The organism is Pseudomonas sp. CFBP 8772 (assembly GCF_014841665.1).
Taxonomy (GTDB): Bacteria; Pseudomonadota; Gammaproteobacteria; order Pseudomonadales; family Pseudomonadaceae; genus Aquipseudomonas; species Aquipseudomonas graminis_B.
Genome location: NZ_JACYUI010000002.1, coordinates 597218 through 618761, shown reverse-complemented (window position 1 = coordinate 618761; position 21544 = coordinate 597218). Strand labels below are relative to the sequence as shown.

The 21544-nt window shown below is 60.9% G+C and carries 15 protein-coding genes; 1 reads left to right on the top strand and 14 read right to left on the bottom strand.

The window, feature by feature from the left end; translation table 11 throughout:
• Nucleotides 1-162 precede the first annotated feature (162 nt).
• The 11 genes from hemE to IFT99_RS06455 all read right to left on the bottom strand — a co-directional run bounded on the left by hemE (nucleotide 163) and on the right by IFT99_RS06455 (nucleotide 16128).
• Nucleotides 163-1227, bottom strand: coding sequence for a uroporphyrinogen decarboxylase (hemE, locus tag IFT99_RS06505; RefSeq protein WP_192130922.1), 1065 nt, complete (start codon nucleotides 1225-1227; stop codon nucleotides 163-165).
• Between the two features lie 235 nt (nucleotides 1228-1462).
• Nucleotides 1463-2881: an FAD-dependent oxidoreductase gene (locus tag IFT99_RS06500; protein ID WP_065986613.1), complete on the bottom strand. Its 1419-nt coding sequence runs from the start codon at nucleotides 2879-2881 to the stop codon at nucleotides 1463-1465.
• A 122-nt stretch (nucleotides 2882-3003) separates the two neighbouring features.
• A complete protein-coding gene (gene gltB / locus IFT99_RS06495; protein WP_192130920.1) occupies nucleotides 3004-7449 on the bottom strand; it encodes a glutamate synthase large subunit in 4446 nt (1481 codons plus the stop codon).
• A 358-nt stretch (nucleotides 7450-7807) separates the two neighbouring features.
• Nucleotides 7808-9427 (bottom strand): SPOR domain-containing protein, encoded by a 1620-nt coding sequence (locus IFT99_RS06490; RefSeq protein WP_192130918.1) that lies wholly within the window; start codon nucleotides 9425-9427, stop codon nucleotides 7808-7810.
• Nucleotides 9428-9437: 10 nt separating this feature from the next.
• Nucleotides 9438-10541: a 3-dehydroquinate synthase gene (gene aroB / locus IFT99_RS06485; RefSeq protein ID WP_192130917.1), complete on the bottom strand. Its 1104-nt coding sequence runs from the start codon at nucleotides 10539-10541 to the stop codon at nucleotides 9438-9440.
• A gap of 130 nt (nucleotides 10542-10671) precedes the next feature.
• Entirely contained in the window at nucleotides 10672-11190 is a 519-nt protein-coding gene (aroK, locus tag IFT99_RS06480) for a shikimate kinase AroK (protein ID WP_065986620.1), read from the bottom strand.
• 4 nt (nucleotides 11191-11194) lie between these two features.
• Entirely contained in the window at nucleotides 11195-13273 is a 2079-nt protein-coding gene (gene pilQ / locus IFT99_RS06475) for a type IV pilus secretin PilQ (RefSeq protein ID WP_192130915.1), read from the bottom strand.
• Between the two features lie 53 nt (nucleotides 13274-13326).
• Nucleotides 13327-13854 (bottom strand): pilus assembly protein PilP, encoded by a 528-nt coding sequence (locus IFT99_RS06470; RefSeq protein ID WP_192130912.1) that lies wholly within the window; start codon nucleotides 13852-13854, stop codon nucleotides 13327-13329.
• The gene (gene pilO / locus IFT99_RS06465; RefSeq protein ID WP_065986624.1) at nucleotides 13851-14498 is read right to left on the bottom strand and encodes a type 4a pilus biogenesis protein PilO; all 648 of its coding nucleotides are present in this window, start codon (nucleotides 14496-14498) and stop codon (nucleotides 13851-13853) included. Before pilO ends, IFT99_RS06470 begins: the two co-directional genes overlap by 4 nt.
• Nucleotides 14495-15064, bottom strand: a complete 570-nt coding sequence (locus IFT99_RS06460; RefSeq protein ID WP_192130910.1) for a PilN domain-containing protein — start codon at nucleotides 15062-15064, stop codon at nucleotides 14495-14497. Before IFT99_RS06460 ends, pilO begins: the two co-directional genes overlap by 4 nt.
• On the bottom strand, nucleotides 15064-16128 hold the full coding sequence (locus IFT99_RS06455) for a pilus assembly protein PilM (RefSeq protein WP_065986628.1): 1065 nt from the start codon (nucleotides 16126-16128) through the stop codon (nucleotides 15064-15066). The genes IFT99_RS06460 and IFT99_RS06455 overlap by 1 nt, the downstream gene beginning before the upstream one ends.
• A gap of 209 nt (nucleotides 16129-16337) precedes the next feature.
• On the opposite strand from IFT99_RS06455, the gene IFT99_RS06450 reads away from it, so the two are divergent.
• Nucleotides 16338-18812 (top strand): penicillin-binding protein 1A, encoded by a 2475-nt coding sequence (locus IFT99_RS06450; protein ID WP_446731119.1) that lies wholly within the window; start codon nucleotides 16338-16340, stop codon nucleotides 18810-18812.
• A 124-nt stretch (nucleotides 18813-18936) separates the two neighbouring features.
• Here IFT99_RS06450 and IFT99_RS06445 read toward each other — a convergent pair whose 3' ends face one another.
• The 3 genes from IFT99_RS06445 to rpmE form a co-directional block, all read right to left on the bottom strand.
• Complete coding sequence (locus IFT99_RS06445; protein WP_065986631.1) at nucleotides 18937-20205, bottom strand: malic enzyme-like NAD(P)-binding protein; 1269 nt, start codon at nucleotides 20203-20205, stop codon at nucleotides 18937-18939.
• A gap of 178 nt (nucleotides 20206-20383) precedes the next feature.
• Nucleotides 20384-21187 (bottom strand): thermonuclease family protein, encoded by an 804-nt coding sequence (locus IFT99_RS06440; protein WP_192130907.1) that lies wholly within the window; start codon nucleotides 21185-21187, stop codon nucleotides 20384-20386.
• A gap of 23 nt (nucleotides 21188-21210) precedes the next feature.
• Entirely contained in the window at nucleotides 21211-21444 is a 234-nt protein-coding gene (rpmE, locus tag IFT99_RS06435) for a 50S ribosomal protein L31 (RefSeq protein WP_065986634.1), read from the bottom strand.
• Between the last annotated feature and the right edge of the window lie 100 nt (nucleotides 21445-21544).

Below are 21544 nucleotides of genomic sequence, written 5' to 3'. Positions count from 1 at the left end.
TGACGCTTGACGTCTTCCCGGCTAAAGCCGGTCCTACATTTGCGTTCACAGGCGCTTTCACTGACTGCACGCGCTACCGGTTCGCGATCTAAGCTAACCGCAGCCTGAACCCCACACAAAAACGCCCGGCATGTGCCGGGCGTTTTCATAGCTGCAAAGCGCTTACTGGTGATACTTCGCCGACATTTCGTGAACCGCTTCGATGAAGGCGCCGGCATTGGCCGGATTGACTTCGGGGGTGATGCCGTGGCCAAGGTTGAAAACGTGGCCGGTGCCGCTGCCGTAGCTGGCGAGGATGTTCGAGACTTCCTGGCGGATGGCGTTTGGGTTGGCGTAGAGCACAGTCGGGTCCATGTTGCCTTGCAGCGCGACCTTGCTGCCGACGCGGCGGCGGGCTTCGCCGATGTCGCAGGTCCAGTCCAGGCCCAGCGCATCGGCGCCGGCGTCGGCGATGCTTTCCAGCCACATGCCGCCGCCTTTGGTGAACAGGATGACCGGCACTTTGCGCCCGTCGTGCTCACGGATCAGGCCGTTGACGATCTTGCGCATGTAAGCCAGTGAGAATTCCTGATACGCCGCAGCCGAAAGGCTCCCGCCCCAGCTGTCGAAGATCTGCACCGCCTGGGCGCCTGCCAGAATCTGGCCGTTCAGGTACGCCGTCACCGACTGCGCGAGCTTGTCGAGCAGCAAGTGCATGGCGTGGGGGTTGTCGTAGAGCATGGCCTTGGATTTGCGGAAGTCCTTGGACGAGCCGCCTTCGACCATATACGTCGCCAGGGTCCACGGGCTGCCGGCGAACCCGATCAGCGGCACACGGCCGTTGAGCTCGCGGCGAATGGTGCTGACCGCGTCCATGACGTAGCCGAGGTCTTTCTGCGCGTCAGGGATCGGCAACGCTTCGATGTCAGCCAGGGTGGTGACGGTTTTGCGGAAGCGCGGACCTTCGCCGGTTTCGAAGTACAGGCCCAGGCCCATGGCATCGGGAACGGTGAGAATGTCGGAGAACAGAATGGCGGCGTCGAGCGGATAGCGCTCAAGGGGCTGCAGGGTGACTTCGCAGGCAAACGCCGGGTTCATGCACAAGCTCATGAAGTCTCCGGCCTTGGCGCGACTGGCGCGGTACTCCGGGAGGTAGCGGCCGGCCTGGCGCATCATCCATACAGGCGTGACGTCAACAGGCTGCTTGAGCAGGGCGCGAAGGAAACGGTCGTTCTTCAGGGCAGTCATGTCGGCATCCGGAAAAAAAGTGCGGGCATTTTCTCAGACACCAACATAAAAGGCACGGTCGGTGCCGTGCCTTTTATTTATCGGGGCGATTTGTCGCATCAATTCAGCGGCAAGCGGCAAGCTTCAAGTAAAAGCAGATCAGCGTCTGCCATTGGCTTGTGGCTTGTGGCTTGGCGCTTGGCGCTTGGCGCTTGGCGCTTGGCGCTTGCAGCTTGCAGCTTGCAGCTTGCGTCAATCAGACGCCCAGATAATCCAGAATCCCTTCAGCCGCGTTGCGGCCTTCAAAGATCGCCGTCACCACCAGATCAGACCCGCGCACCATGTCGCCGCCGGCGAAGATCTTCGGGTTGCTGGTCTGGTGCTTGAACTGGCCCTGCTCCGGCGCCACGACACGGCCCTGGCTGTCGACCTGGATACCCTGCGGATCGAACCACAATGCCGGGCTTGGCCGGAAGCCGAAGGCGATGACCACGGCATCCGCCGGGATGATCTCTTCGGAACCCGGAATCGGCTCCGGGCTGCGACGGCCTCGCGCATCCGGCTCGCCCAGGCGCGTTTCGACGACTTTCACGCCTTCGACCCGATCCTCGCCCACGATGGCGATGGGCTGACGGTTGTACAGGAACCTTACGCCCTCTTCCTTGGCATTCTTCACTTCCTTGCGCGAGCCCGGCATGTTTTCTTCGTCGCGGCGATAGGCGCAGGTCACTGACTTGGCGCCCTGGCGGATCGATGTGCGGTTGCAGTCCATCGCCGTGTCACCGCCGCCCAGTACCACGACTTTCTTGCCCTTCATGTCGACGAAATCTTCCGGCGACTTTTCAAAGCCCATGTTGCGGTTGACGTTGGCGATCAGGAAATCCAGCGCGTCGTGCACGCCCGGCAAGTCTTCACCGGGGAAGCCACCCTTCATGTACGTGTACGTGCCCATGCCCATGAACACCGCGTCGTACTCTTCCAGCAACTGCTCGACGGTGATGTCCTTGCCGATCTCGGTGTTGAGGCGGAACTCGATGCCCATGCCGGTGAACACTTCGCGGCGATTGCTCAGCACGCTCTTCTCGAGCTTGAACTCGGGAATACCGAAGGTCAGCAGACCGCCGATCTCCGGGTTCTTGTCGAACACCACCGGCTTCACGCCGCCACGCACTAGAACGTCAGCGCAACCAAGACCCGCAGGCCCTGCGCCGATGATAGCCACGCGCTTGCCGTTGGGCACGACGCGGGACATGTCCGGGCGCCAGCCCATGGCGAAGGCCGTATCGGTGATGTACTTCTCGACCGAACCAATGGTCACCGCGCCGAAGCCGTCGTTGAGGGTGCACGCGCCCTCGCACAGACGATCCTGCGGGCACACACGGCCGCAAACTTCCGGCAGGGTGTTGGTCTGGTGCGACAGCTCGGCGGCCGCGAGGATGTTGCCCTCGGAGACCAGCTTCAGCCAGTTGGGAATGAAGTTATGCACAGGGCATTTCCATTCACAGTACGGGTTGCCGCAACCCAGGCAACGGTGCGCCTGATCGGCGGACTGCTGAGGCTTGAAAGGTTCGTAGATCTCCACGAACTCTTTCTTGCGCTGACGCAGCAGTTTCTTCTTCGGATCTTTACGCCCGACTTCGATGAACTGGAAGTCGTTACTGAGACGTTCAGCCATGGTGTTAGAACTCCTGACTACAGCCCCAAGCGCCACGCTTGGAGCTGCAAGAAAATCATGTTCGCAGGCACTCGCGCGCTGCCGTTAACTTGCGGCTTGAAGCTTGCCGCTCGCAGCTGCTGTTATTGCGGATTCGCGCGGGTGCTGGACAACAGCGACTTCAAGTTGGCGGCCTTCGGCTTCACCAGCCAGAAGCGGCGCAGGTAGTCGTCCAGGTTTTCCCAGAGATTGCGGCCCCACTCACTGTCGGTTTCGGTCACGTATTCGGCCAGCACGCGCTCCAGATGGCTGCGATAGGCTTCCATCGCTTCGCCGCTGATGCGCTGGATCTCGACCAGTTCGTGGTTGACCCGGTCAACGAAGGTGTTGTCCTGGTCGAGCACGTAGGCGAAGCCGCCGGTCATGCCTGAGCCGAAGTTGTAGCCGGTCTTGCCCAGCACGCAGACGAAACCGCCGGTCATGTATTCGCAGCAGTGATCGCCCGTGCCTTCCACAACGGTGTGAGCGCCGGAGTTACGCACCGCGAAACGCTCACCTGCCGTGCCCGCCGCGAACAGCTTGCCGCCGGTAGCGCCGTACAGGCAGGTGTTACCGATGATGGCGCTGTCCTGGGTCTTGAACGGGCTGCCTTTCGGCGGCACGATCACCAGCTTGCCAGCGGTCATGCCTTTGCCGACGTAGTCGTTGGCGTCGCCTTCCAGGTACATGTTCAGACCGCCTGCGTTCCACACGCCAAAGCTCTGACCGGCCGTGCCCTTGAAGCGGAAAGTCACCGGCGCGTCGTTCATGCCCTGGTTGCCGTGGAGCTTGGCGATTTCGCCGGAAATCCGCGCACCGATGGAGCGGTCGCAGTTGCAGATATCCAGTTCGTAGTCGCCGCCGCTCTTGGCCTGAATGGCAGAGATCGCCAGTTCCACCATCTTCTCGGCCAGCAGGCCTTTGTCGAACGGCGGGTTGCGATCAACCTGGCTGAACTGCGGTTTGTCGGCCGGAATGTGGTCGCTGCCCAGCAGGGGCGTCAGGTCCAGATGCTGCTGCTTGGCGGTTTCACCCGGCAGGATGTCCAGCAGGTCGGTACGCCCGATCAGCTCTTCCAGCGAACGAACGCCCAGCTTCGCCAGCCACTCGCGGGTTTCTTCAGCCACGTAGGTGAAGAAGTTGATCACCATGTCGACGGTGCCGATGTAGTGGTCCTTGCGCAGCTTGTCGTTCTGGGTCGCGACGCCGGTGGCGCAGTTGTTCAGGTGGCAGATGCGCAGGTATTTGCAGCCCAGCGCGATCATTGGCGCCGTACCAAAGCCGAAGCTTTCGGCGCCAAGGATGGCTGCCTTGATCACATCCAGGCCGGTTTTCAGGCCGCCGTCCGTCTGTACCCGGACCTTGCCGCGCAGGTCGTTGCCGCGCAGGGTCTGGTGGGTCTCAGCCAGGCCGATTTCCCATGGCGAGCCCGCGTATTTGATGGACGACAGCGGCGACGCACCGGTGCCGCCGTCATAGCCGGAGATGGTGATCAGGTCGGCGTAGGCCTTGGCCACACCGGCCGCAATCGTGCCCACGCCTGCTTCAGCCACCAGCTTGACCGAGACCAGCGCGGCCGGATTGACCTGCTTGAGGTCAAAGATCAGCTGCGACAAGTCTTCGATGGAGTAGATGTCGTGGTGCGGCGGCGGCGAAATCAGCGTCACGCCCGGCACTGCGTAACGCAGCTTGGCGATCAGGCCGTTGACCTTGCCGCCCGGCAATTGACCACCCTCGCCCGGCTTGGCGCCCTGGGCGACTTTGATCTGCAGCACGTCGGCGTTGACCAGGTACTCAGGCGTTACGCCAAAACGGCCGGTCGCGATCTGTTTGATCTTGGAGCTGCGGATGGTGCCGTAGCGCGCCGGATCTTCGCCGCCCTCACCGGAGTTGGAGCGCGCGCCCAGACGGTTCATCGCCTCGGCCAGCGCTTCGTGGGCTTCCGGCGACAGCGCGCCCAGCGAGATACCCGCCGAGTCGAAGCGCTTCAAAATGGCTTCAAGCGGTTCGATTTCATCGATGCCCAGCGGCGTGTCGAGCTCTCTGACCTTGAGCAGGTCACGGATCATCGACACCGGACGGTTGTCCACCAGCGCTGTGTATTCCTTGAATTTAGCGTAATCACCCTGCTGAACGGCGGCTTGCAGCGTCGCCACCACATCAGGGTTATAGGCGTGGTATTCGCCACCGTAGACAAACTTCAGCAGCCCGCCCTGCTGGATCGGCTTGCGCGCGCTCCAGGCTTCGAAGGCCAGAGCTTTCTGCTCGGCTTCGATATCGACGAAACGCGCGCCCTTGATGCGGCTCGGCACGCCACGGAAGCTCAGGTCACAGACTTCTTCCGACAGGCCAATGGCTTCGAAAAGCTGCGCGCCACGGTACGAAGCGACGGTCGAGATGCCCATCTTCGACAGGATCTTCAGCAGGCCTTTGGTGATGCCTTTGCGGTAGTTCTTGAAGACTTCGTACAGATCGCCCAGCACTTCGCCGGTACGGATCAGGTCGCCCAGCACTTCGTACGCCAGGAACGGATAGACCGCCGAGGCGCCGAAGCCGATCAGCACGGCGAAATGGTGCGGGTCGCGTGCTGTTGCGGTCTCGACCAGGATGTTGCTGTCGCAGCGCAGGCCTTTTTCGGTCAAACGGTGATGCACCGCACCGGTGGCCAGCGACGCGTGAATCGGCAGTTTGCGCGGCGCGATATGGCGGTCGCTCAAGACGATCTGGGTCTTGCCCGAACGCACGGCCTCTTCAGCCTGATCGGCGATGTTACGCACGGCCGCTTCCAGGCCCATGGCTTCGTCGTAGTTCAGGTCGATGATCTGACGATCAAAGCCCGGACGATCCAGGGTCATCAGCGAGCGCCACTTGGCCGGGGAAATGACCGGCGAGCTGAGGATCACGCGAGACGCGTGCTCAGGCGATTCCTGGAAAATGTTGCGCTCGGCACCGAGGCAGACTTCCAGCGACATGACGATGGCTTCGCGCAGCGGGTCGATCGGCGGGTTGGTGACCTGCGCGAACTGCTGACGGAAATAGTCGTACGGCGTGCGGACACGACGCGACAAGACCGCCATCGGCGTGTCATCGCCCATGGAGCCGACCGCTTCCTGACCCTGCTCACCCAGTGGGCGCAGGATCTGATCACGCTCTTCGAACGTGACCTGGAACATCTTCATGTACTGCTTGAGCTGATCCGGGTTGTAGAACGCCGAACCGTGGTCGTGGTCTTCCAGCGTCGCCTGAATACGCAGGGCGTTTTTGCGCAGCCACTGCTTGTACGGATGGCGCGACTTCAGACGGCTGTCGATGGCATCGGTATCGAGGATCTGCCCGGTTTCGGTGTCCACGGCGAAGATCTGGCCCGGACCGACACGGCCCTTGGCGATAACGTCTTCCGGCTTGTAGTTCCACACGCCGATTTCCGACGCGAGGGTGATGTAGCCGTTCTTGGTGGTGACCCAGCGCGCAGGGCGCAGGCCGTTACGGTCCAGCAGGCAGACCGCATGGCGACCTTCGGTCATGACGATGCCGGCCGGGCCGTCCCACGGTTCCATGTGCATGGAGTTGAATTCGTAGAACGCGCGCAGATCCGGGTCCATGGTTTCGACGTTCTGCCACGCCGGCGGCACGAGCATGCGCACGCCACGGAACAGGTCGATGCCACCGGTCACCATCAGCTCGAGCATGTTGTCCATGCTCGAAGAGTCGGAACCCACGCGGTTGACCAGCGGGCCCAGCTCGTCGAGGTCCATCAGGTCGTTGGTGAACTTGGTGCGACGGGCCTGGGCCCAGTTGCGGTTACCGGTGATGGTGTTGATCTCGCCATTGTGCGCGAGGAAGCGGAACGGCTGTGCCAGCGGCCATTTCGGCAGGGTGTTGGTCGAGAAGCGCTGGTGGAACACGCAGATCGCGGTTTGCAGGCGTTCGTCGTTGAGGTCCGGGAAGAATGCCGTGAGGTCACGCGGCATCATCAGGCCTTTGTAGATGATGGTCTTGTGGGAAAAGCTGCAGATGTAGTGGTCAGTGTCGGCGGCGTTGGCCACCGAGGAGCGACGACGTGCGCAGAACAGCTTGATTGCGAATTCCTGATCGCTCAGGCCTTCGCCGCCGATGAACACCTGCTCGATCTTCGGCAGACGCTCAAGGGCCAGACGACCCAGGACGCTGGTGTCGATCGGCACCTGGCGCCAGCCGATCAGGGTCAGGCCGGCCGCCAGGATTTCACGGTTCATGTTTTCGCGGGCGGCTTCGGCCCTGGCGTCGTCCTGATTGAGGAAGACCATGCCAGCGCAATACTGACGCGGCAGGTCAACGCCGAAATGCTCGGTGGCCACTGCACGCAGGAAGGTGTCCGGTTTTTGCATCAACAGCCCGCAACCGTCACCGGTCTTACCGTCGGCGTTGATACCACCACGGTGGGTCATGCAGGTCAGGGCTTCGATAGCCGTCTGCAACAGGTGATGACTGGGCTCGCCTTGCATATGGGCGATCAGGCCGAAACCACAGTTATCCTTGAATTCTTCTGGATGGTACAGACCTGCTTTCATAGACACATTCTCACCAGGCTGCCCCTTAACGAGGCAAATTTCTTTTCAATTCAACCATTTACCATCCACGCCGAACGTATGCCGGCTTTGCGGGAGCAAAAGGGAGGTCATTGTACACAGCGACACAAGTCCTCACAAATTTGACGACGAAGTGTCGCAAATTTATGTCGCATTCATGAAAGGTTTTATATCGATTCTCGTGCTAGCCAGAGCTTTTTTGCGAGTCTGACCAATGAGAGCCCGAAGATCAATGCGCGTCTGAGACGCAGACACCGCAAGGCGCGCTGCTCGTTGGCAGCGCGCTCATGCGTGATATCGGGAGGGCCAAGCGAGGGACCTGGATAAGGTCCCTGCGTCATCAGCGGGCGGCGGCGAGTTCCTGTTGGATACTGCCGACAGTACGAGGCCAAGGTTTACCAGCCTGAACCTTCTCTGGCAAGGCCTTGATAGCGGTCAGTGCCGCATTGCGGTCTGCGAAGCTGCCGTACGTCACCACGAACAGAGGCTTGCCCTGCAGGGTTTTCTTGAAGTAACGGTACTCGGCGCCCTGCTCTTTCACGTAGCTCTGAGCGGTGGCTTCGGAGCTGGTGCCGAGGATCTGCACCACGTAATGCGTCGGTGCCTGACCCGCATACCAGCCGCTGCCCGCCGCGCCAGACGCTGCAGCTGCCGGCTTGGCCGCCGGTGCCGGGGCAGGTTTGGCGGTGGCCACCTGGGTCGGCGCCGGCGCAGGTTTCGCGGCAGGGGCCGGAGCGGGCGTCGGCTTGGCGGCCGGGGCCGGACGCGTTGCCGGGACCGGCTGCTGCGCCACGGTCGGCGCAGGACTTGCCGTCGCGCCCACCGGTGGCGCAGTGGTGGTCACGGTCGGCGGCTGCAGCGATTGATTAGCCGCAGGACCGCCATCTTCGCCATCACCCTCGCCCGAGCCCGCAGCTTCAGCCAGCGGCGCGCGGGTCGCAGGCTGCGAGCCATTCATGGGCAGCGGCATCGGTTGCGAATTACCGGCGAACTCGATGGCCGGGCCACCGTTGTTCGATTGTTGCGCAGGCGCCTGGCCCTGACCCAGAGGCAGTTGAGCCTGGGAGTTGGCTGGCGCCGTGGCAGGAGCGTTGCTGCGGCCTGGAATCAGCCACGCCGCCAGAACGGCTGCGACAACAACCCCACCCAAAGCCAACACGTGTTTCTTAGGCATTTTGAACCCCATACTTGGACGCTTGACCGCAGAGCGGCTGGCAATCATGGCTTCGATCATCGAATCGCGCGCGACCTGGTTGATCGCGCCTGGCCATCCACCGGACTGCTCGTGGATATCAGTGATCTGCGCGGCGCTGAACAACTCAACACCCTGCCCTGCGCCGTCGAGACGCTGAGCCAGATACTCACGGGTTTCTTCTTCGGTATACGGCGCCAGCTCGATAACGTGGAAGCGTTCTTCCTCGGTACCGCTCTCGGCGCACAGCTGATCCAGGCGATCAATGATCGAAGCCTCGCCGAACAGGAAGACATGCGGACGCCCTTCCGGGGTGCCTGCTGCCAATCCCAACAACGCTTCGAGTGCGGATTCGCCCAGTTGTTCGGCATCGTCCACCAGGATGTAGACTTCCTGGCCGGTCAGCGCCAACTGCACGACCTGCGCCAGGATCGGGCGCATTTCCGCTTGAGCGACGTTCAGCGCCTGGGCAACCTGGCGCAGCACGCCCGTCGCATCACCGGCGCCACGCGCCGACACCACAACGCTCTGCACCGACTGCTTGTTGGTGCTCGCCACCAGCGCCTGACGCAACAGCGTTTTGCCGCTGCCCTGAGGCCCGGTCACGACCAGCAGCAGCTGGCTGTAGCGCGCGAGGTGATGCAGCTGGCCCAGCACGGGCTTGCGCTGTGCGGGGAAGAACTTGAAGCCGGGAACCCGCGTTGCAAAGGGGTCATGACTCAACTGGTAATGACCGAGGAAGGCCTCATCGGCGTGCAAACTAGTCATGGATTTCTCATTAACCTCTAAGCTGATCCACCAAGGCGCGGTAGTCCGCGACCAGTGTGGCCTGTAGTACTTCTTGTGGATATTCGTCAGTTACCACTGCTTCACCGATGCGACGCAACAGCACCAGACGCAGACGACCGTCAATGACCTTTTTGTCCACCGCCATGTGCTCGAGGAAGTGCTCGGGCGTCATGTCTTGCGGCGGAACCACCGGCAAGCCGGCGCGCTGAAAAATACGGATGCCGCGGTCACGTTCCTGCTCGCTGATCCAGCCCAGACGCGCCGACATTTCCAGCGCCATCACCGTGCCTGTCGCCACCGCCTCGCCGTGCAGCCACACGCCGTAACCCATGTGGGTTTCGATGGCATGGCCGAAGGTGTGGCCGAGGTTCAGCGTGGCACGCACGCCGGACTCGCGCTCATCGGCGCCAACGACAGCCGCCTTGGCGGCGCACGAGCGCTCGATTGCCCTCGTCAGAGTGACCTGATCCAGCCCGCGCAGCTTGTCCATGTTCTCTTCGAGCCACGTCAGGAACGGTTCGTCACAGATCAAACCGTATTTGATGACCTCGGCAAGACCGGCGGACAGTTCGCGTTCAGGCAGGGTGTTCAGCGACAACGTGTCGATCAGCACCGCATTGGGCTGATAGAAAGCACCCACCATGTTTTTGCCCAGCGGGTGATTGATGCCGGTTTTGCCACCGACCGAAGAATCGACCTGGGAGAGCAGTGTGGTCGGCACTTGAATGAATTCGACGCCGCGCTGGTAACAGGCAGCCGCAAAGCCGGCCATATCACCGATAACGCCTCCGCCCAGCGCAATCACCGTGGTGCGGCGGTCGTGGCGTGCGGTGAGCAACGCGTCGAAGATGGTTTGCAGGGTTTCCCAGTTCTTGAAGGCTTCACCGTCGGGAAGCACGATCGGCAAGACGCTGTAACCGGCGAGGGATCGGGTGAGGCGTTCCATGTAGAGCGGCGCAACGGTGGCGTTGGAGACGATCGCCACCTGTTTACCGGCAATGTACGGCTTGAGCAACTCGGGCTGATCCAGCAAGCCTTCGCCGATATGGATCGGGTAGCTGCGTTCGCCAAGCTCGACCTTGAGTGTCTGCATGTGTCCCCACGCTGTTAACAATTGGTTGCCTGTGCACGTCTTGAAAAACGCCAACACCGGCTATGGCGCAAGGCCATGTAGCGACCCCACTTTTGATGGTCGCCGAGGATAGCGCATTTCCGTCTGCGCTTTAACGGGGAGGAAGCTCGGCCAGCAGAGCGAGGATGTCGATAACCACCATTCGCGGGGGCCGCTCATCGGTTTCGATGATGACATCGGCGATCTCGCGGTACAGCGGATCGCGGATCGCCAGCAGTTCGCGCAGCACCCGGGCCGGGTCAGCCGTGCGCAACAATGGGCGATTGCGATCCCGCGAGGTCCGGCCCACCTGCTGCTCAACGGAAGCGTGCAAATACACCACCCGACCACCGGCATGCAGGGCGCGGCGATTTTCTTCGCGCATGACTGCGCCTCCGCCGGTGGCCACGACTACGCCGTCCAGTGCGGAGAGCTCGGCGATCATCGCCTGTTCACGATCACGAAAACCCGCCTCGCCTTCCTTGTCGAAGATCCAGGGAATATTGGCGCCCGTTCGCAGCTCGATTTCCTTGTCGGAATCCTTGAACGGCAGTCGAAGCTCTTTGGCCAGCAAGCGGCCGATGGTGCTTTTACCAGCCCCCATCGGCCCCACAAGAATTAAATTTCGCACAGAATCAACGACTCACAGCAATCGCCTGGTTGTTCATGATACGCGGAGTGAGAAACACCAACAGCTCGGATTTTGACTCCGAAACCACATCGCGCCGGAAAAGGCGGCCAACATACGGCACATCGCCTAAAAATGGCACCTTGTCGACGACTTTACTCTGCGTATTCGAGAACACGCCACCAATTACGATGGTCTCGCCATCGGCCACCAGCACCTTGGCGTTGACTTCGTTTTTCTTGATCGGTGGCACACCCAGCACCGTATTCACGTAGTCAGGCTCATCTTTCGTGACCTTGACCTCCATGATGATGCGGTTGTCAGGCGTGATCTGCGGGGTCACTTCCAGGGACAGCGACGCCTCTTTGAACGACACCGACGTCGCGCCGCTGGAACTGGCCTCCTGATACGGCACTTCCGTACCTTTCAGGATTTTCGCGGTTTCCTTGTCCGAGGTAACGACCTTCGGCTGCGAGACCACTTCGCCGTTGCCGCTCTTTTCCATCGCGGTCAGCTCAAGGTCAAGAATCGTGTTGTTGGTCAGGAAGCCCAGACCGATCGACGAGGTGGCGTCGGTTACGCCCATGTCGACATAGGGACCGTTGGTCGCTGCTGCGCCGGTCACGGTGCCGCTGCCGCCGGTGGTGAAATTGCCCTTGCTGCTCGAACCACCCCAGCGCACGCCCAGAGACTTGTCGTAATCGACGTTGGCCTCGACGATGCGCGCCTCGATCATCACTTGGCGCACCGGAATGTCCAGTTGCGAAACGATGCGGCGCAGCTCGTCCAGACGGTCCTGGGTCTGGTAGGCAATGATGTTGTTGGTGCGCTCATCGACCGTAATCGAACCGCGCTCATCGGTCTTCGATTCAGCGCTGGTGACCGACTGGAACAGCTTGGCGATGTCGGCGGCCTTGGCGTAGTTAACCTGCAGCAACTCGCGACGCAGTGGGGCCAACTCGGAAATCTGCTTCAGGGACTCCAGCTCTTGACGCTCCCGCGCGGCGATTTCGTCGGCCGGCCCGACCAGCAACACGTTGCCGATCTTGCGCTTGTCCAGGCCCTTGGTCTTGAGCACAAGATCCAGCGCCTGATCCCACGGTACGTTTTGCAGGCGAAGGGTGATGCCGCCCTGAACGGTGTCGCTGGCCACCAGATTGAGGTTGGTGAAATCAGCGATCAGTTGCAGCACCGAACGCACGTCGATGTCCTGGAAATTCAGCGACAGCTTCTCGCCGGTGTAGACCAGTTTTTCCGAATTGCGGCGCTCCTGATCTTCGTTGGTCAGGGGACGCACGCTGATGGTCAGCTTGTTGTCGGTCTGGTAAGCGGAGTAGTCGAACGCGCCGGACGGCTCGATGGAAATACTGGCCTTGTCACCCGTGGCGCTGGAATTGACGAACTGCACCGGGGTCGCGAAATCCTTGACGTCCAGACGTACGCGCAGGGGTTCAGGCAACTGGGTTTTGGCGAAGTCGACGCGGATCTTGCCGCCCTGCTCCTGAATGTCCGGGGCAATGCCGGTGTCGCTCAGCTCGATGATGACGTTGCCTTCACCCAACTCGCCGCGCTGGAAGTCGACGTTTTTCACCGACCGTGGGCCTGGCGCGTACGAGCGGGCAACAGGTTTTGCCGATTGCGCGGCAGGCACACTCACTCGCGCCGCGCCCATGGCGGTACTTGGCTGCGAGCCCTGGGCCGCAGCAGCGCCCTGGCCCACGACGACGAACAGGTTGTTGCCGTCGACACGCGAGCTATAGGGCGCGAGCGTGGTGAGGTTGATGATCACCCGCGTGCGGTCCTTGGCTTCGACGACCACAACGCTGTGGGCGTTGCCTGAACCCAGGTCACGGCTTTTGATCGCCAGTTGGCTGGTCACCCCAGGCAGGTCCAGCGCGATTCGTGCCGGCTGCTCGGTGGTGTAGCCGCGCGGCGCCGCCACCGGACCGTCGAAGGACAGTTTCAGTTCGACTCGATCCCCCGGCAATGCGGCGACATCCAGCGTCTTGAGGTTAGCCGCCTGGACAACCGGTGAAAGCATCGCCATCCCTAGCGACAGGCCGATAATCGAAAGAATCCTGTTCATGTTCACATTCCACCACTGTGCAGATCCGAAGGTGCTTCGCTTGCTTGCCGTCTTCATGAGCGTTCCTTGAGGGAAATACTGAGCGGTCGCTCAAGCCACGCGCCCTCTCCATCCGGAACGATTTCCATCACTTGCACCGCCGAGTCGGTGATCGCCGTGATCCGGCCATCGTTACGCCCCAGGTAATCGCCCACTTTCACCCGATGCACGCCCCCCGCTCCGCGAAGCAGCGCGAACGTGCCGGTTTCATTGCTCAACGTGCCGACCATTTCGAAGGAGTCGATGTTGAAGCCTTCGAGGAACTGCTTCACCCGCGTCGGATCAGGCTGCACCAGGTGCGAGCCCTTCGGACGGTTAACCAGATCGATCTTGATCGGCGGCTGAAACGGACTGCGCAAACTCGCCGCCGCATAGGTAAAGGCCTCATACGGCCGGAACTTGGGCATCGGCTCGATGGTGCCCACCGGCCGTGCGCGCACCTCGGCCATGAACTGCTTGAGATCGTCAAATTCGTTCGAGCTGTCGCAACCCGCCAGCCCCATCAGCGTGACGCCTACGCACAACCAACGCACCGCGCTCATTTCGCTGGCCCTTTCGTGTCGACGTTCTGAAGACCTTTGTCGTTATACCGGTAGGTCTTGGCAAGGATGCTCATGCGCAGCTTTCCGGGGGACTTGGCGTCCAGCGGTTTGATCTCGAAGTCATGCAGCGTCACGATTCGTGGCAGGCTGGCGACGCCACTGGCGAAGGTCGCGAGGTCGTGATAACTGCCTGTTACGGTAATCTGGATCGGCAATTCAATATAAAACTGCTGAGCCTCTTCAGGGAGCAGCTTGATCTCCTCGAACTCCAGGCCGCTGCCCAGACCGGTGCGGGTGATGTCTTCAAGCAGGCCGGGGACTTCAGTGTCGCTCGGCAACTGCCGCAGCAAGGCGCCGAAGGTGTTTTCCATCTCCACCATCTGGCTCTTGTAGGCCGCAAGGTTGGCAGCCTGGTAGGCCTTGGTCGCGAACTGCTCTTTCAGCGCCGTCTCTTCGCCACGGGCCTGATCGAGCTGAGTCTGCATGTCCTGGATATAGAAGAAGTACCCACCGGCCAGCACCAGCGCCAGCAACAGCGCGCCGGCAATGGTCTTGACCGCAGCAGGCCATGAACCCAGGTTATTGATGTCCAGGTCGTTAAGGTCGATCTTTTTGAGGCTATCGAGCCAATCATTCATGCTCATGGCTTGACCCCCTCAACGGCTGGCTGCGTCTGGCGCACCGTCAACTGAAAGGTGTTGGTCTGATCCACGCCACCCGCCGCAGTGTTCGCCTTGACCTCGGTCAGACTCGGCGACTCCAGCCAGTCAGAGGCATCCAGATTCCGCAGCAGGTCCGACACCCGGTTATTGGATTCGGCAGCGCCGGAAATGCTGATCATCTGGCCGGTCATCTTCACGTCGTTGAAATAGACGCCATCGGGGAGGGTACGAGCCATCTGATCGAAGATGCGCCCGATGATCGGCCGGTTGCCCTGCAGGTCCTGAATGATCTTCATCCGCTCCAGCAATTGTTTGCGACGCGCCTTGAGCTCACTGATCTCTTTGATGCGCGCGTCGAGCTGGACGATTTCGGTCCTGACGAATTGATTGCGGGCGTTCTGATGGGCGATGGCACTGCTCAAATATTGATCAGCCAAAAGAATGGCGCCGATGCCCAGCACCAGCACACCGGCCAGCGCCAGAATGAAGCGCTTCTTGCGCTCCTCGCGCTGCTGCTCACGCCAGGGAAGTAAGTTGATCCGTGCCATCAGTCGAAGCTCCTCAGGGCCAGACCGCACGCGATCATCAGTGCAGGCGCATCGCTGGCGAGCGCGCCGGCGTTAACCTTGACGCTCAGCGCCATGTCGGCAAAGGGGTTTGCCACCAGCGTTGGCGTGCCCAGGCGCTCCTGGATCAGCCGATCAAGACCGGAAATAGAGGCGGTGCCGCCGGCCAGCATGATGTAGTCGACGCGGTTGTACTGCCCGGCCGCGAAGAAAAACTGCAGCGAACGGGACACCTGCTGCACCACGGCGTCTTTGAACGGCTGCAGAACTTCCATGACGTAGTCGTCGGGGAGCCCGCCCTGCTTTTTCGCAAGCCCGGCCTCGCTGACGGACAAACCATAACGGCGCTGGATTTCTTCGGTGAGCTGGCGACCGCCAAATAATTGTTCGCGGGTATAAATGATGCGGCCATTGTGCAGCACGCTGAGGGTGGTCATGGTCGCGCCGATGTCGATGACGGCGACCGTCAACTGTTCGTGATCTTGGCCCAGTTGCGCAGACAACAGACCGAACGAGCGCTCCAAGGCATAAGCTTCAACGTCGACGACGCGAGCGGTCAGCCCGGCCAGTGCCAGCGCGGCTTCGCGCACTTCTACGTTTTCCTTGCGGCAAGCCGCCAGCAATACTTCGACGCGTTCGGGATTACGCGTCGAGTAGCCTTGGACTTCGAAATCGATGGCGACTTCTTCCAGCGGATAGGGAATGTACTGGTCGGCCTCGATCTTGAGCTGGTTTTCCATCTCGTCGTCGGAAAGGCCTGCGTCCATCTCGATGGTCTTGGTAATAACAGCCGAACCTGCAACGGCAACCGCCGCGATTTTGACGTTACTCTTGGCTTTTACCAGCAGGCGCGTCAAAGCACTGCCGACACCTTCGAGCTCCGCGATGTTCTTTTCGACCACTGCGTTGGCCGGCAGCGGTTCGACCGCATAAGACTCGACCTTGTAACGGTTGCCGGACCGACTTAGCTCCAGGAGCTTGACCGAGGTGGAGCTAATATCGATCCCTAGAAGGGTGTTGGCCTTCTTACTGAAGAGTTCGAACACAACCGATTCCCTATGCGTTTCCGTCACTTACGGATGATTTCTAGTCCAGTGCCACTGTCGGCTGACTTGACAGTAGCGCAAATAACGCTCGACGACGAAAAATGCTTATAATGCCCAGCGTTTTTTTCGTGTAGCGAAGCTTCAAGGCGTGTTCATTTGTAAATGCCTGCGTCTAACTCATTCTTTTTTCTGGAAATCCAAAAGCCTTGATACGCCTGCTGAAGTTTGTCTGGTGGTCCATCGTCGCGGTCGTCTGCGGGCTGGTGCTCGGCCTGAGCGGCGCCTTCCTCTACCTGGCCCCGAACCTGCCCTCGGTCGATGCGCTGCGCAATATCCAGCTGCAGATCCCGCTGCGAGTGTTCAGCAGCGACGGCAAGCTGATTGCAGAGTTCGGCGAAATGCGCCGCTCTCCCATCCGTTTCGCCGACATTCCCCCCAATTTCATTCACGCCTTGCTGTCTGCCGAAGACGATAACTTCGAGAACCACTACGGCGTGGACCCGAGCAGCCTGATGCGCGCGGCCAGCCAATTGGTCAAGAGCGGTCACATTCAGTCCGGCGGCTCGACCATCACCATGCAGGTCGCGAAAAACTATTTCCTGACCAGCGAGCGCAGTTTTTCGCGCAAAACCACCGAGATTCTCTTGGCCTTGCAAATCGAGCGCCAACTTACCAAGGACGAGATTCTCGAGCTGTACGTCAACAAGATCTATCTGGGTAACCGGGCTTACGGCATCGAGGCCGCAGCACAGGTGTACTACGGCAAATCCATCCGCGACCTGAGCGTTGCGCAGATGGCAATGATTGCCGGCCTGCCCAAGGCGCCGTCACGATTCAACCCATTGGCCAATCCGGTGCGCGCCAAAGAGCGCCGCGACTGGATTCTGGGCCGCATGTTCAAGCTGGGGAAAATCGACCAGAACACCTACCAGACCGCCCTTGTCGAGCCGATCAACGCCAGCTACCACGTTCAGAGCCCTGAAGTGAACGCGCCGTATATCGCTGAAATGGCGCGCGCCGAAATGGTGGGTCGTTATGGCAGCGCAGCCTACACAGAAGGCTTCCGGGTCACCACTACCGTGCCGAGCGGCTTGCAGGAAGATGCCAACAAGGCGGTGCAGGACGGCCTGATCGAATACGACCAGCGCCATGGCTATCGCGGGCCTGAGAGCCGATTCCCCGGCCTGACCCGCGAGGGCTGGGTGCAGGAACTGAGCAAACAGCGTCCGATCAGCGGTCTGGAGCCGGCCATCGTCACCCAGGTCGACAAGACCGGCATTCGCGTACTGACCCGCAGCGGCGAGAACGAAGAAACCGTCGCCTGGGACAGCATGAAGTGGGCCAAGGCGTTCCTGAACACCAACAGCGTCGGTGCCAATCCCAAGCAGCCTGGCGATGTGACCCACGTCGGCGATCTGGTGCGTTTGCAGCGTCAGCCGGACAACTCGCTCAAGTTCAGCCAGCTTCCGGTGGCGCAGAGCGCGCTGGTTTCGCTGGATCCGCAGAACGGCGCGATTCGCGCGCTGGTCGGCGGTTTCGCGTTCGAGCAGAGCAACTACAACCGGGCAATGCAGGCCAAGCGTCAGCCGGGCTCCAGCTTCAAACCGTTCCTGTACTCGGCAGCGCTGGATAACGGCTACACCGCCGCCAGCCTGGTCAACGACGCGCCGATCGTGTTCGTCGACGAAACCATCGACAAGGTCTGGCGCCCGAAGAACGACACGGGCACCTTCCTCGGTCCGATTCGGCTGCGCGAGGCGTTGTACAAGTCGCGTAACCTCGTGTCGATCCGCCTGCTGCAAAGCCTGGGCGTGAACACGGCCATCAACTACATCACGCGCTTTGGCTTCAACAAACAGGACTTGCCGCCCAACCTGTCCCTGGCCCTGGGCACAGCCACCCTGACGCCGATGGAAATCGTCGGCGGCTGGAGTGCGTTTGCCAACGGCGGCTACAAGATCAGCCCGTACCTCATCCAGAAGATTGAGGACCGTGAAGGCAAAACCCTGTTCGTCGCCAACCCGCCGACGGTGCCCGCCAATGACCCGAATCCGAAAGCGGTCAGCGAAGCGGCCATCAGCAGCGCAGCGACCTACGCAGCGCCAGACACGCCACCGCTGACTGCCAACGTTGTGCCGAACGCACTGGATACTTCGGGCGCAGCGCCGGCCCCTGTGGTCGCGGAGCGGATTGTTGACGGTCGTACGGTTTACATCCTCAACAGCATGCTGCAGGACGTGATCAAGCGCGGCACCGGTCGCCGCGCCCTGGCCATGAACCGTCCGGACATCGCAGGCAAAACCGGTACCACCAACGAATCGAAAGATGCGTGGTTCACGGGATACAACGCTGACTACGTGACCACGGTGTGGACCGGTTTCGATCAGCCTGAAAGCCTCGGTCGTCATGAGTTCGGCGGCACGGTCGCGCTGCCGATCTGGATGAAGTACATGAGCGCCGCGCTGAAGGACAAGCCACCACACGTTCAGGCAGAACCGGACGGCATCCTTAGCCTGCGCATCGATCCGGTCAGTGGCCGCTCTGCGACGCCAAGCACGCCGGGTGCGTTCTTCGAGCTGTTCAAGAGCGAAGACACGCCGCCTAGCGTGAACGAACTCGGCGGCAGCCCACCCCCAGGCAGCCCGCTGCCAGCGGACGAATCGGCGCCGATCGATCTGTTCTAGGGGAGCAGCCGCAAGCCTCAAGCGGCAAGCTCCAAGTAAAAGCAGCGGCGATCAGTTGCACTGCTGGTAGCCTCCAGCCATAAAAAAACCCAGCACTTGGCTGGGTTTTTTATGGGCGCTTGTATCAGCCGTTGAACACTTCGTCCACGCTCTTCAGCGGGTAGTGCTTTGGATACGGCAGGGTCGCGACACCGCTCTCGATGGCTGCCTTGGCAACTGCATCGGAGATCAAGCCCAACAGGCGTGCGTCCATTGGTTTCGGGATGATGTACTCACGACCGAATTCCAGGGCAATGCCGCCGTAGGCGTCGCAGACTTCCTGAGGCACCGGCAGCTTGGCCAGTTCGCGCAGAGCGTTGGCCGCTGCGATCTTCATCTCTTCGTTGATACGCTTGGCGCGAACGTCCAGTGCGCCACGGAAGATGAACGGGAAGCCCAGCACGTTGTTGACCTGGTTCGGGTAGTCCGAACGGCCGGTCGCCATGATCACGTCGTTGCGGGTGGCGTGAGCCAGTTCCGGCGAGATTTCCGGATCCGGGTTCGAGCAGGCGAACACGATCGGATTGGCCGCCATCGACTTCAGGCCTTCAGCGCTCAGCAGGTTCGGACCGGACAGACCGACGAACACGTCAGCGCCTTCCAGTGCATCGGCCAGCGTGCGCTTGTCGGTGGTGTGAGCGAACTGGGCCTTGTACTGGTTCAGATCGGTACGTCCGTCGTGAACCACGCCGCTACGGTCGATCATGAAAATGTTTTCGATCTTCGCGCCCATGCTCACCAGCAACTTCATGCAGGAGATGGCCGCAGCGCCAGCGCCCAGGCAGACGATCTTCGCCGTTTCCAGGGTTTTGCCAGCGATTTCCAGCGCGTTGATCATGCCGGCCGCGGTAACGATCGCGGTGCCGTGCTGGTCATCGTGGAAAACCGGAATGTCGCATTGCTCGATCAGCGCTTTTTCGATTTCGAAGCACTCAGGTGCCTTGATGTCTTCCAGGTTGATGCCGCCGAAGGTGATGGAGATGCGTCGCACAGTGTCGATGAAGGCCTGCGGGCTTTCCGAATCGACTTCGATATCGAACACGTCGATACCGGCAAAGCGCTTGAACAGCACACCCTTGCCTTCCATGACCGGCTTGGAGGCGAGAGGCCCGAGGTTACCCAGACCCAGAATCGCGGTGCCATCAGAGATCACCGCTACCAGGTTGCCTTTGCCGGTGTACTTGTAGGCAAGTTCCGGATCGCGACCGATTTCGCGGACCGGCTCAGCCACACCCGGGCTGTAGGCCAGCGACAGATCGCGAGCGGTTGCAGTGGCTTTGGTGAGCTCGACGCTGAGTTTCCCGGGACGGGGATGAGCGTGATATTCGAGAGCGGCAGTTTTCAAATCTGACATGGGGGCATTCCGCTTTTTTGCTGTTGGACAGACGGACCGCCGAGCATACGCAAGTCATAAAGTCCTAACAAGACTGGCGGGTCACCTGTGTCAAGAGGCCGCATCTACGACTTTCAGCGTAGAGACGCAGAACACAAGGCCTCCAGCGGCGACAATCCTGACCAAAACTGTCTACAATTTATTTATTGACTGTATCCAACATTGCAGGATGAGTGATCGGCATCATCCAGCGAGGCTGACCTGATTTAAGGCTGCCCCGACGCGAACGATCGACTACCCAGCCACGCGCCTCGATTCGCTGACCTTTCAAGCGCTGCAACGCGGCAGTGTCAAACTGGCCGAGCAGCCTGGGCGCAATGCGCAGCACCAGCGCATCGCCGAATTCGATCCACAGGCCGCCGCCATTGCGCTGCACGCTGGTCACGCGCCCAGTGACCAGCGCAAACCCGCCCGTGCTGATCTGCTCGACCAGCTGAACCGGCGAGTTGCGCCACAGGCCCCGTCCGGCCTGGCGTGCTGACGTCTCTGCGGCCTGCTGGCAGCTCACCAGTGCAACGTTAGGGGAGACTGCGACGAGATAGCCTAGGCCGTCCGCCAGCAGTTGCGCCTCGAGATTGGCGCCATCGCGGCCATAGACGTTGGCGAGGGTGCGTCCGTAGTGATCGGTTGGCTCTTCACCGACACGTAGCCTGACCTGCCCGTCACTGGCATCCACCAATGCCTGCAAACGACGCTTGGCCGCTTCGGCAAACGGTTGGGCGGACTGGCCCTTTTTGCCGGTTTCTGGCGTATTCAGGCCAATCATGCGAACGCTGCGACCATCGCTCAGGCGCACCGTGTCGCCATCGACCACTCGCTGCACCTGAACCACAGGCAGAGACGGCGGCGCAGGGCACAAGGCCTGGGCCGACGAAAGCCAAATCGCAGACATAAAAAAGGCGCCCGCGAGGGACGCCTTTTTAAGCAGCCTGGAGAAACGCATCGGCGACTCCAGAACGGCCAACCTTACTCTGCAGCAGCAGGAGCTTTGGTAGGACCGAACGCACCGAAACGCGACTTGAACTTGTCGACACGACCGCCGACGTCCAGAGTTTTTTGCTTGCCGGTGTAGAACGGGTGGCACTCGTTGCACACGTCCAGGCTCAGAGGCTTGGCCAGTGTGGAACGGGTTTTGATGACATTGCCGCAGCTGCAGGTTGCGTCAATGGCTTCGTAAACTGGATGGATATCAGCTTTCATGGGTATTTCCTCAGGCTATCGTGCCGCCACCCAACACTATTGTTGAATACCGCACGGAATTAGGCCGCGCATATTAACAGACAACGCCAATCACGCAAGG